This is a genomic window from Roseofilum sp. Guam, from assembly GCF_017746735.1.
Taxonomy (GTDB): domain Bacteria; phylum Cyanobacteriota; class Cyanobacteriia; order Cyanobacteriales; family Desertifilaceae; genus Roseofilum; species Roseofilum reptotaenium.
The window spans coordinates 125,309-137,044 of the sequence record NZ_JAGHZN010000001.1 but is presented as its reverse complement, the minus strand read 5'-3'; the positions used below and the strand labels follow the sequence as shown (position 1 = coordinate 137,044).

Annotated in this window: 11 protein-coding genes and 1 pseudogene; 11 read left to right on the top strand and 1 reads right to left on the bottom strand. The window is 45.6% G+C overall.

Annotation, left to right across the window (positions count from 1 at the left end; all coding sequences use genetic code 11):
• The first annotated feature begins 40 nt into the window (after positions 1-40).
• From J7529_RS00565 to J7529_RS00535, 7 genes and pseudogenes are all read left to right on the top strand, one after another.
• On the top strand, positions 41-781 hold the full coding sequence (locus tag J7529_RS00565) for an IS1634 family transposase (protein ID WP_318727377.1): 741 nt from the start codon (positions 41-43) through the stop codon (positions 779-781).
• Entirely contained in the window at positions 747-1,169 is a 423-nt protein-coding gene (locus tag J7529_RS00560) for a hypothetical protein (protein WP_318727376.1), read from the top strand. Before J7529_RS00565 ends, J7529_RS00560 begins: the two co-directional genes overlap by 35 nt.
• A gap of 483 nt (positions 1,170-1,652) precedes the next feature.
• Positions 1,653-2,174 carry a hypothetical protein gene (locus tag J7529_RS00555; protein WP_318727375.1) on the top strand — a complete coding sequence of 174 codons (522 nt, stop codon included), beginning with the start codon at positions 1,653-1,655 and terminating at the stop codon, positions 2,172-2,174.
• A gap of 170 nt (positions 2,175-2,344) precedes the next feature.
• Positions 2,345-3,337, top strand: a pseudogene (gene bioB, locus J7529_RS00550) (biotin synthase BioB); the annotation flags it as partial.
• The gene (locus tag J7529_RS00545) at positions 3,334-3,933 is read left to right on the top strand and encodes a biotin transporter BioY (RefSeq protein ID WP_318727373.1); all 600 of its coding nucleotides are present in this window, start codon (positions 3,334-3,336) and stop codon (positions 3,931-3,933) included. The pseudogene bioB and the gene J7529_RS00545, both read left to right, overlap by 4 nt.
• A gap of 25 nt (positions 3,934-3,958) precedes the next feature.
• Positions 3,959-4,435, top strand: coding sequence for a signal peptidase II (gene lspA / locus J7529_RS00540; protein ID WP_318700975.1), 477 nt, complete (start codon positions 3,959-3,961; stop codon positions 4,433-4,435).
• A gap of 81 nt (positions 4,436-4,516) precedes the next feature.
• The gene (locus tag J7529_RS00535; protein WP_318727372.1) at positions 4,517-6,208 is read left to right on the top strand and encodes a SulP family inorganic anion transporter; all 1,692 of its coding nucleotides are present in this window, start codon (positions 4,517-4,519) and stop codon (positions 6,206-6,208) included.
• A gap of 43 nt (positions 6,209-6,251) precedes the next feature.
• On the opposite strand, the gene J7529_RS00530 is transcribed toward J7529_RS00535, so the two are convergent.
• Positions 6,252-6,683, bottom strand: a complete 432-nt coding sequence (locus J7529_RS00530; protein WP_271937437.1) for a phosphate-starvation-inducible PsiE family protein — start codon at positions 6,681-6,683, stop codon at positions 6,252-6,254.
• Between the two features lie 171 nt (positions 6,684-6,854).
• Between J7529_RS00530 and J7529_RS00525 the strand changes: the two genes are divergently transcribed.
• From J7529_RS00525 to J7529_RS00510, 4 genes are all read left to right on the top strand, one after another.
• Entirely contained in the window at positions 6,855-9,101 is a 2,247-nt protein-coding gene (locus J7529_RS00525) for a transglycosylase domain-containing protein (protein WP_318727371.1), read from the top strand.
• Between the two features lie 256 nt (positions 9,102-9,357).
• A complete protein-coding gene (locus tag J7529_RS00520) occupies positions 9,358-9,957 on the top strand; it encodes a DUF1997 domain-containing protein (protein ID WP_318727370.1) in 600 nt (199 codons plus the stop codon).
• 107 nt (positions 9,958-10,064) lie between these two features.
• Positions 10,065-10,652: a hypothetical protein gene (locus J7529_RS00515; RefSeq protein ID WP_318727369.1), complete on the top strand. Its 588-nt coding sequence runs from the start codon at positions 10,065-10,067 to the stop codon at positions 10,650-10,652.
• A gap of 13 nt (positions 10,653-10,665) precedes the next feature.
• Positions 10,666-11,535: a (2Fe-2S) ferredoxin domain-containing protein gene (locus tag J7529_RS00510; protein WP_318727368.1), complete on the top strand. Its 870-nt coding sequence runs from the start codon at positions 10,666-10,668 to the stop codon at positions 11,533-11,535.
• Positions 11,536-11,736 lie beyond the last annotated feature (201 nt).

Below are 11,736 nucleotides of genomic sequence, written 5' to 3'. Positions count from 1 at the left end.
GGCGAACGGCCGTTCGCCCCTACAGATACCGACGTTATAGATAAATGCTAGTGTCTCAACCTTAATCGAATTGACTATATTAAATGGACTAGGATTAGTCTCATCTCCCTTATATTTATTTAGCCAATTCTTTGAAGGAAAAGCCATAGAGCATTTAATTGGGCCGGGAGCGAAAGCCGAATATTTTAATGACGATAGATTGGGAAGAGTCTTAGACCAACTGTACCAAAGAGGAATCAACGAAATTTTCGTATCTGTGGCTATCGAAGCGGTGAAAATCTATGAATTAGAAATCGGCACAGTACATCTAGATTCGAGTTCATTCTCAGTTGAGGGAGAGTATGAAAATCCTGGAGAAGAATTAGAGCCGAAAGTGGTGAACATTACGTATGGTTGTTCGAGAGACCATAGACCAGACTTGAAACAGTTTATGATGGAATTAATCTGTACAGGAGATGGAGATGTACCATTATGGATGAAAATAGGGGATGGCAATGAATCAGACCAAAAACAGTTTGCTCAATCAATGAAAGAATTTCAGAAACCATTTAATCTAGATAGTTTAATGGTTGCTGATAGCGCTTTATATACTCAAGAGAACCTGGAAGCTCTAAGAAATACTAAATGGCTATCGCGAGTGCCGATGAAGATAAAAGCTGCCCAAAACCTAGTCCAGTCGGAGGATTCAGCTCAATTCACCTCAAGTAAAACCGAGGGATATAGTTATCGAGAAGTTGGCAAAACTTATGGCGGAATTAAACAAATATTTCTTAACCGATAGTGTCTTTCTCAAATCGGCTCACCCCATCGAAGCTTTGGGGTTAATCATGGGTTTGTGTTTACTGATTTATACCTTGGGCCAACGTCAACTACGCCACAGTTTAACCCGGACTCAATCCACAGTAAAAAATCAATTAGGTCGCCCAACTAATCGACCCACTCTCCGTTGGATTTTCCAGTGTTTTCAGTCAATTCACTGGTTCTTTCAATCGGGAGAGGCACAGGTTTCTAATCTGACTGAAGAACGTTTACATCTACTCAAATTCTTTCCCGCTTCGAGTCAAAGATATTATTTGCTATCCGAAATAGTCCGACCCTCATTGCTATTGAATCCTTGTCCTTATGGTAGCATTTTTACTCTACCTACATCCGGTGATGGGCATTTTTAGTCATCAATTACCCTTCACTGGATATTCTAGACACTGACCGGGCTTTGAGCCATACAATCACCTCTATTTTCCTCTGGTTTCTCCTTCTTCTCCAGTTTTTTTCCGGGCAAATATTTCCTCTACTTGATCTCCTTATTTATACTACATTTTGTCGTGCGGAATGTGGATTGCAATAACTATCACAGTCAGCCCCTGCGAAGCCCATGATAGCCTGCCTTGGGTCGCCAACAAATAGCATCCGACCGCGATCGCTACGGTTAGAGAATTAGTTTTGCTCTCTCACGACTATCGATATGCTGCGAGTTCCAGATCTAACTGTAGAAGACTCGTTGGCAACAGCAGAATAAGGCCATAAGCTAGAAACTTGCCTGAATGGGTAGTGGATTGAAAGGAGCAATGGGAGTATCTCAATTGAACAACAATTACGTTAAACTCAGAAAGCATCAATGGGTTCACCTACCGTTGAATTGAGGAGTGTAGATTATGAAGCATTATTTACAAAAGATCCTAGGCGTAGGAGCGATCGCTCTCGGAACTGCCCTCGGAACTCTCAGCTTAAATCCCCAACCTGCCCAAGCACAAGCCGCCTATGGCAGTTACATCGGTGTTGGGCCTGCTGTTGGTTTGGTTGAAGGGGGGAATGCTAACCGGCAAATTGCAGGAGTCATTGCCGTGCGCTACAAATTCCTAGAAATTCCCCTCTCCATGCGAGTACAAGGGTTTATTTTGGGTGGATCGGCAGCAGTCGTTCCCACCGTATCCTACGATTTTCCTCTCAACTGGCAAACCGATGCCTATATTGGTGCAGGCTATTCCTTTGCCAATGGGAATAATGTTTCACCCTTAGGTAATCAAAACGGCTTTGCCCTACAACCAGGGATTGATTACATGATTCCATCGAGTAATGCGGTGATTTTTGGTAATGCGGTCATTGCCTTCGATGCCTATCGAAACACAGGAGAAACTGCCGTTTCTCTGCAAGGGGGAATTGGGTTGAGATTTTAGTGGGGCCAAGTGTAGTGATACAATTCAATTGCATTACTATTACTTAAGTACAGGGGCTGGACGTGGTTCAAGCACCATTATCAAATTCATCTCAGGGGTTAGGGCGATCCCATAACCCCGCTACTCTCCCTAATGAATCCTCATTAGCTGTATGGCTCGATCGCCTCAGCGATCAGATTATTAACGGAAAACGGCTTACTCAAGAAGAAGCTCTGGAACTGACGCAAATTCAAGGTCAGGACAACATCCTCTTACTTTGTGCCGCAGCCGATCGCGTGCGTCAAGAATGCTGTGGTAATGTGGTAGATCTGTGCAGTATCGGCAACGTTAAATCGGGTAGTTGTTCGGAAAACTGTGGCTTTTGTGCCCAGTCTGCTCACCATCCAGGCAAAGATTCCCCCATTTACGGACTCAAATCCACAGAAGAAATTTTAGCCCAAGCCAAAGCAGCCGCAGCCGCAGGCGCTAAACGGTTCTGTCTGGTGAGTCAGGGACGGGGGCCAAAATATAGCTCTCCCAAATCCCAAGACTTTGAACAGGTTTTAGAAACCGTTCGTCAAATTATTGACCAAACCGACATTAAGCCCTGTTGTGCCCTCGGTGAAGTCACCCCAGAACAAGCTCAAGCTCTCAAAGAAGCTGGAGTCACCCGCTATAACCATAACCTAGAAGCCTCTGAGGACTTCTTCCCGTCCATCGTCACAACCCACCAATGGCGCGATCGCGTGGAAACGATCAAAAACCTCAAAGCCGTTGGCATTCAAGCCTGTGCTGGCGGTATTTTAGGCATGGGAGAAAGCTGGGAAAACCGGGTCAATTTAGCCCTCTCTCTCCGGGAATTAGACGTAGAATCTGTGCCCTTAAATCTACTGAATCCTCGGGAAGGAACGCCCTTAGGGGAATGTTCTCGACTCGATCCCTACGAAGCTCTGAAGGCGATCGCTATTTTCCGCCTGATCCTACCCGAACAAATCATCCGCTATGCCGGTGGACGGGAAACCGTCATGGGAGAACTACAAGCCCTAGGACTACAAGCTGGCATTAACGCCATGCTCATTGGTCACTATCTCACCACCCTAGGACAACCTCCAGAAGCCGACCATCAAATGCTCGCTTCTTTAGGACTTGAAGGGGGAGAAGCCCCCATTCCTGGAGGGCATTGAAATCCAGCAATGTGATTCGTTTAAATGAACTGTTGTGGGCGTTCATTGGCCTGCTTCTTACCATTGGGGGAACCTTTTTAGAAGCCTTTATTGCCTCCCCCATGTGGTCTTTTCAAGACCATCTTTTATCCCTCCATTCCCTAGGTGTAACCTATCAGATTGGAGGCGTTTTATTAGTGGGGTGCATGGGGGGTAAAAAAGCCGGAGTTTTATCTCAAATCGGCTATTTAATCATGGGCTTAACCTGGTTTCCTGTATTTTCCCAAGGAGGAGGATTAGGTTATCTTAAAGAACCCTCCTTTGGCTATTTGCTCGGATTCATTCCTGGAGCATGGATTTGTGGTGTTTTGGCATTTCGCTTCCCTCCACGCCTGGAATTCTTAGCCCTGAGTTGCCTGGGAGGATTAGTCAGTATTCATCTGACGGGTATCTTATATTTAAGTTTGACTGAGCTATTTTCCTGGACTCCAGAAAGCAGCCAACAGCTCTTAAATACAATTATACAATATTCTCTGTTTCCCCTTCCCGGACAACTGGTTGTTGCTTGTGCAGCGACAGTCGTTGCTTACCTCTTGCGCCATTTGATGTTTTATTAAATGAATAATACAGCTAACTTGCTCGATGAAATTCAAGAAAAATCCCTTATTTTGGATATTGGCGTTAATTAGTTTAATATTGGATCACCTAGCTAAGTTTTGGACGATCCAGAATTTTGAATTACATGAGAGTTGGCCGCTCATACCCGGTGTTTTTCATTTTACATACGTCCGCAATTATGGCGCTGCCTTTAGCTTATTTAGCGAAAATGGAGAATGGTTGCGTTGGCTATCCTTAGGAGTGAGTTTAGCTCTCATGGGTTTGGCATTGTATGGGCCAAAAATGACACGCTGGGAGCAGGCGGGTTATGGCTTTATTTTAGGAGGGGCTTTAGGCAATGGCATTGACCGGTTTGTGGCTGGGTATGTGGTGGATTTTCTCGATTTTCGATTGATTCGCTTTCCGGTCTTTAATTTAGCGGATGTCGCCATTAATATCGGTATTATTTGTTTGTTGATCGCTACAATTTATCCGGAAATGAGAACCAAGAAAAAGGCTTAATACCCAGAGCCAATCTTCCGGTATGGTGATTGGGTAAGTTCTATAGCAATTGATGCAGCTTTTGATAAAGGAAAACGTTTGATGCAAATTACCAATACCATCCACTTCCGAAACCTCAAAGGGGATATTTTTGGGGGGCTAACTGCCGCCGTCGTTGCCTTACCGATGGCCCTTGCTTTTGGAATTGCCTCCGGTGCTGGCGCTTCTGCGGGGTTATGGGGGGCGATCTTAATCGGATTTTTCGCGGCTTTATTTGGTGGTACTCCCAGCCTGATCTCCGAGCCTACCGGCCCGATGACGGTTATTGTCACGGCAGTGATTGCCGAATTAATGGCCAACAATCCAGATAGCCCAGAAACGGGTCTGGCCATGGCTTTTACCGTGGTGATGATGGCAGGAGTTTTTCAAATTCTCTTCGGTGTCCTGCGACTGGGCAAGTATATTACAATGCTTCCCTATAACGTCATTTCGGGGTTTATGACCGGAATTGGTGTGATTCTGATTTTTCTGCAAATTGCCCCGTTTATCGGTCAACAAACCCCACCAGGAGGGGTTCTTGGGGTAATTAAAGCATTCCCTGATTTAATTTCTAATATCAGTCCCTGGGAAACCTTTTTAGGATGGATTACTTTAGGAATTTTGTTCTTTTATCCCACACAACTGAAAAAACTCATGCCGCCTCAACTGGTGGCTTTGGTGATTGGAACGGGCATCTCTTTGATGTTTTTTAGAGATATTGATATCCGCACGATCGCCACTATTGGAGAAATCACTCCCGGTTTGCCAGAACTGCACATGCCGACATTTACCCCAGGCACTTTGCGGTTAATGTTTGTGAATGCGATGGTTTTAGGCATGGTTGGCTCCATTGATTGCCTCTTAACCTGTTTAGTCTCGGATAGCTTGACTCGGACTGAACATAAATCCAATAAGGAATTAATCGGTCAAGGGGTTGCCAATTTAATTACCGGTTTATGTGGGGGCATTGCGGGTTCTGGGGCAACAACGGCCACTGTGGTCAGTATTCAAGCTGGGGGACGGACTGCTTTAGCGGGAATTAGTCGCGCCTTAGCCTTATTAATTGTGGTGTTATGGGCAGCCCCGTTAACTTCAGGAATTCCTTTAGCTGTTTTAGCCGGAATCGTCTTAAAAGTGGGGATTGATATTATTGATTGGGGCTTCCTAAAACGGGTTCATACAATTTCTTGGAAGGCTGCTGGAATTGTTTATAGTGTGGTTCTTCTGACGGTGTTCGTGGATTTAATGGTGGCGGTAGCAGTGGGCGTTTTCATCGCCAATATTTTAACCATTGAACGTCTGGATGAACTGCAATCTCAGTCTGTCAAAGCGATTACTGATGCCGACGATCAAATCGTAATGAGTCAGGAAGAAAAGGGAATTTTAGATGCGGCTAATGGTCGGGTTTTGCTGTTCCATTTGAGCGGGCCGATGATTTTTGGGGTAGCGAAAGCGATTTCCAGAGAACATGGTGCGATTGGGAGTTATGATGTGTTGATTGTCGATTTGAGTGAAGTGCCGATTCTTGGTGTTACTTCTTCTTTGGCGATCGAAAATGCGATCCAAGAGGCGATCGATGATGGACGAGATGTGATTGTAGTTGGAGCAACCGGAAAGGTGAAACGTCGTTTAGAAAAGCTCGGTATTGCTGGCTTAATTCCCGGCGATCGCTGGATGGGCGATCGCCTAACCGCCCTGAAGGAAGGTTTACACATAGTCCGGCAAAAACAAGCCTCGAATACCATTTCTCTTTAATACTCCCTATCGATTCTGGGGAAAGCAAGGGGCCCCCAGCCCCTTATTTGGGCTTGAGGGTCTTGATTAAAAAGTAGAACCCAATGGTTAGAGCGAGGATGATGGAAGAAATACCGAATAGAACGAGGGGATGGAACTTACTGATATCGAGGATAATCACTTTGCGGGCGATCGCCACCATGGCCACCAGGAAAATGATTTCCACATGGATGACTTCTTCTTCCAGATAGACTTTAGTGGCTTCAATCAGTTCTAAGCCAATGATAATCAATAAAAAATAATCAAATATTTTTAGAATTTCTTGGATATTGAGCAATAAGAAATGAGGCTTGTTTTGCATTTGCTCAAATAATATAAAACCTAATTCGATCGTACCTAAAAAAACAACAAAAACCAGCATTAACAACAAAAAGAAGGCAATGAGACGTTCAAACGTCTCTAAAAACTTCTTCATGATTTTAATCAATCGATTCATACTCTCCTCTTAAAGATAGTCAGGTTTAAAGTTGTTAACGGGTAGACTCAGAGTTATTGCAGGAGATGATGACCCTAGGTATAAAGAATCGAGAACTTTTAGCTAGAGAGAAACATCAGTTAAATTAGAGAGAGTCGTATTTCCTCCGAACTGATTTAACTAAGGCAACCTATGAGTTCTCAACCTCCTGGCCCTCCGAATAACTTTCTGGGTACGCTTACCCAAGTCGCGCAAACGATCCAAGCAAAAGTTCAACTTGCACAACTGGCCCTGAAACCAAAGGCCCGGGTGGCTAAACTGATGGTGGAGGAGACGGAAGGAGAAGCGCCCGAGGAATATCCCCTATTGGGCGATCGCATTCTAATTGGACGCTCTTCAAAATCCTGCGATATTGTGATTCGGAACCCGGTCGTGAGCCAGATCCATTGTTCCTTGATTCGGGACTCAAAACAAGGGTTTACGATTAAAGACGAGGGGGCAACGAATGGTATCTATCGGGGGCGGCGAAAAGTGCCGGAAATGCGCCTTTATCATGGCGCTCTCCTGACGCTGGGCCCCCCAGAATTACAAGCTTCGGTTACCCTGCGCTATACCAATCCCCCCCCTTGGCCGATTCAGGTGCTGCGCTATAGTGCCTATGGGTTGGGAGGTTTAACCGCTTTGCTGACGCTCGCCATTTTAATGGAATGGCAAAAAGTTAATATTTCTCCTTTGCCTCGCAATATTCAAGGACCGGTGATTGTGTATGCACGGGATAATGAAACCCCACTCGTGCCTCCCACCAATCAAGCTCACTTAGAACTCCCTCGCCTTTCTGAGTTTTCCCCCCATCTGGCTAAAGCTCTGATTGCTTCGGAAGATAGCCGCTTTTATTGGCATTTTGGGGTCGATCCTATTGGTACACTTCGGGCGATTCGAGCGAATTTGAGAGGGGGAGGAATTCAACAAGGGGGAAGCACCATTACCCAACAGTTGGCTCGCAGTTTGTTTCGGGAGTATGTGGGTACATCCGATACAGCCGGTCGTAAGCTGCGGGAGGCGATCGTCGCTCTGAAATTAGAGACCTTTTATAGTAAGGATACCTTGCTCCTCACCTATCTGAATCGGATTTTTATTGGGGGTGCAAACTATGGTTTTGAAGATGCGGCGCAGTATTATTTGGGTAAGTCAGCCAGGGATCTCACCCTTTCTGAAGCAGCAACTTTAGTGGGAATGTTACCGGCTCCCAATAGTTTTAATCCGATTCGAGATTATCAGGCAGCGATTCGTCAACGGGATGGGGTGTTGTATCGGATGGAAAAATTGGGGATGATTTCCGTAGAGGAAGCGAACCGAGCGAGGCGATCGCGCATTCAAGTTAACCCCAAGGCCCTAGAACAGTTTAATCGCTCCATTGCTCCCTATTTCCATGATTATGTGTTTATGGAATTGGAGGAATTATTAGGTACAGGTTTGGCGCGAGAGGGCAATTTTATTATTGAAACCGGTTTAGATCCGCAGATGCAAGAAATTGCCGAGCAAAATCTGGAACAGGCGATCGCCACTACGGGAGAAAGTTTTAATTTTGACCAGGGCGCGCTGGTTACCCTCGATAGTCAAACCGGAGAAATTTTAGCCCTATCCGGCGGTAAAAATTATCGCGAGAGTCAATTTAATCGGGCTGTGCAAGCCTATCGTCAACCTGGATCGACCTTTAAAGTATTTGCCTATGCTGCTGCTCTAGAAGAGGGCATTTCCCCTTGGAAAACCTATTCCTGCGCCCCTTTTACTTGGCAAGGTCAATCCTATAGGGGCTGCGAGCGCAGTGGCGGGGAGATCGATATGGCCGTGTCCATGGCCCAATCGGAAAATTCGGTGGCTCTGCGTATCGCTCAGGATGCGGGATTAAATGATGTGGTGCGTATGGCTCGGATGTTGGGTATCAATGCTGACTTAAAGGCGGTTCCTGGTTTAATCCTGGGACAAAGTGAAGTTACCCCCCTAGAAATGACCGGTGCATTTGCTGTTTTTGGCAATTCTGGAGTATACCATCGCCCCCATGCTATTCGCCGCATTCTGGACAGTAGTGACTGTGCTGTACCTAATCAAATGGATACCTGTCGGGTGATTTATGATTATGCCCAAGATCCGAAAGGGAATTACTCCGTACTTTCCCCGGAAGTCGCGAAAACCATGACTGCGTTGTTACAAGGAGTGGTGAGTCAGGGCACTGGAGGTAATGCGTATTTGGGATGGGGAGAAGCAGGAAAAACGGGAACAACCAATAATGGGGTGGATCTGTGGTTTGTTGGCTATATTCCTAGTCGCAGTTGGGTGACGGGGATTTGGTTAGGAAATGATGATAATACACCGACTTATGGCAGTAGCGCTCAAGCAGCTCAGGTTTGGGGGGATTATATGGGGGATTTGATGGATTGACAGACTCGCCTGGCTTGTTGATTGCGATCGGTTATCGGCGATCATTAGAATTATTGAGTTAAGTCAATAAAAATTAACAATGAAGCCTGAATTCTTCATACAGGACAGGGTATGATATCTGCAACTAAAATCCAGCATTTATAGTTCCAACAATGCTCTGTATTGAGTAGCGAGTTGTTTTCTCGGTTCTGGCTCCCCACTAGAATTGTGAGAATTTTGTAAAATAAATTTACATCAGCACATTCATAACCCATCCATGACCACCCAATTTAGTGCCACTCAATCGGTTAACCTCAATGTTCCGCCCCAACCGATTCCCATTCAGCATTATCTACGGCAACCCAAACGTCTCGTTAATGCCTTAACTGCTGAAAGTCAAATTGAACACTTAAGTGACGAAATTTTTCGGCTGAAAATGCGTCCTTTGACGTTTATGATGTTTACCTTCCAACCGACGGTAGACCTAAAGGTTTGGGCAGATGCTCACGGAAATGTACAATTGCAATCGGTCAGTTGTCAGATTCGAGGCATTGAATATATTAATCAACGGTTTCATCTGGACTTAAAAGGTAAACTTTGTCCCCAACAATGTGGCGATCGCACAACTCTTCATGGAAAAGCCAATTTAGTCGTGCAAGTAGAACTGCCACCCCCCTTGAATCTCACCCCACCTTATATCATGGAAAATACGGGGAATGGATTACTCAGAAGTGTCCTTTTAACCATTAAACAGCGTTTGATGCATCAACTGCTGTGGGATTATCGCCACTGGGTACAGAATAGCCAATCCTTGGATAATCCTCAGCCATCTAATGCTGCCAACTTAGAAGCCTTGGTTAATCCCAATCAGGCTTAGTCCTCCTGATGAGAATAGGGGGATCGCTGATTACCTATTATTAACGGGAAACGTCGATCGCTTTAGGGCTAAGATAATGGTACGAACACTTAGGGGTATCTTCAAAGATGAAACTTTATCCAGAAGCTCAGACCCATCTCTCCAGTTTTAGCCAGGCTTGGCGCGCGCTCTCTCTTCATTATCTTACCCCTTGTGTCCTCTTGGCCCTCGGAACCGCCAGCAATATCATTTATGCCCATGTTCCTCTCGTCGCTTTTGCTGCTATGAGTGGGGTAATATTACAGAAGCGAAAGGCGATCACCATTTCAGCGATGATTTGGTCGATCAATCAACTCATTGGCTTTGCTATCCGAGGGTATCCCCTCTCTGGAAGTGCCTTCACCTGGGGGGCGCTTATGGGAATAGGAATCCTCAGCGTTGCCTTCTTTGCCAGTCAAAAACCGACCTTTAGCCAGCATACTTGGGTTGGTCATCTCCTCTGGAATTTGATTGCCCTTATTGGTGGTTTTGTTCTGTATCAAGGTCTGATTTTATTGGCCTATCCTCTGCTCAGTGACGGTCATTTTATGGACTCGGCGATCGTTTGGCGATTATTTGTCAAACAAATGACTTGGGGAGGAGCGATCGCTCTTGGGTACAACCTCTTACTCTGGCGTACCCAAAATGTCACCTTATCCAAAACTCATCCGCAATAAACGGCTCAGAAAAATGACACACTTTTCCCCTTGGGTAACTCCCCTGAACCATCGAACCGTTGAACCCCTCTATGGAGGACACCAGATCGAATACGAAGACTTTCCTTGCACCATCAATGTTACTGGTCCTCTACTCTACACCCTATTTCAAGAGCGCTGGCAAGACGTGCAAATTGGTCATGTTGTCGAAGGAAGTGTCTTAGAACTCGAATTTACCGAAGCACCCAAAATCTGTATTCTCTATGATGGCTATCTTACCGTCGTCACCCAAGCCTGGCACTTGCATCTGTGTCTCGAAGAACACCTAGGCGGGCCCTTATGCAAAACGCCCCCAGAACTGCGCCAACAACGACTCATTCAACGAGCTTCTCTCTACCGTCGCCTGAATGAAAAGGGACAACCCCGCAGTTGGGGGATTCAATTTTGGAATGGAGCGGGGGAAAAAATGATGAATTTATTTTTACCCAATCCATTTTTAGGGGAGGATGAAGACCTTTTACCCGTGGGTAAACCTCGGTTAGAAAAGCTGAGTTTGTACGAAGAATTACGCCAGATTTATGTGTTAGGCACTCAATCTATTCCCTACAAGCACAATCCCCTCAAACGTCCTTACCTTTCCGTCTGTCGCTCCAGTCGCTGTTATCCCTCGCGCCAGTGGAAACCCATCTATGAGGCACTCCAGCAAGCGGTAGAAGAAACCGGTGCTGAGGTAACAGTTATGAACGCAGGCTGCTTAGAGGTTTGTAAACTCGGTCCCGTCGTCTTTTACTCTGGAGATAGAACCTGGTACACCCGCGTTACCCCAGAAGTGGCCAAGCAAATTGTTCAAGATCATGTTATTGAAGGTAAACAAGTCTGTAAGCATCTCTATCCCTCTAACTAATGATGATATGGCAGTGAACTTGTTAGATTAGGACAGTTATATAGCAGAAAAGGAGTTGGTTAGGATAGTTAGGTGATGGTTTAAGGCAATAGGCAATAGGAACTCTAGCAATAGAACCTGTCCTAACTTTCCCTTTCGTTGCTACATATCATACTGGATGGGGTTTCACAGAAACCCCGACAAGATGAGCTTAAAACAGCG

Excerpts from the sequence above, each read along its gene's own strand:
- J7529_RS00560 (WP_318727376.1), top strand. The coding sequence starts at position 747 with ATGGCGGAATTAAACAAATATTTCTTAACCGATAGTGTCTTTCTCAAA.
- J7529_RS00555 (WP_318727375.1), top strand. The coding sequence starts at position 1,653 with ATGAAGCATTATTTACAAAAGATCCTAGGCGTAGGAGCGATCGCTCTC.
- lspA (WP_318700975.1), top strand. The coding sequence starts at position 3,959 with ATGAAATTCAAGAAAAATCCCTTATTTTGGATATTGGCGTTAATTAGT.
- J7529_RS00535 (WP_318727372.1), top strand. The coding sequence starts at position 4,517 with ATGCAAATTACCAATACCATCCACTTCCGAAACCTCAAAGGGGATATT.
- J7529_RS00530 (WP_271937437.1), bottom strand. The coding sequence starts at position 6,683 with ATGAATCGATTGATTAAAATCATGAAGAAGTTTTTAGAGACGTTTGAA.
- J7529_RS00525 (WP_318727371.1), top strand. The coding sequence starts at position 6,855 with ATGAGTTCTCAACCTCCTGGCCCTCCGAATAACTTTCTGGGTACGCTT.
- J7529_RS00520 (WP_318727370.1), top strand. The coding sequence starts at position 9,358 with ATGACCACCCAATTTAGTGCCACTCAATCGGTTAACCTCAATGTTCCG.
- J7529_RS00515 (WP_318727369.1), top strand. The coding sequence starts at position 10,065 with ATGAAACTTTATCCAGAAGCTCAGACCCATCTCTCCAGTTTTAGCCAG.
- J7529_RS00510 (WP_318727368.1), top strand. The coding sequence starts at position 10,666 with ATGACACACTTTTCCCCTTGGGTAACTCCCCTGAACCATCGAACCGTT.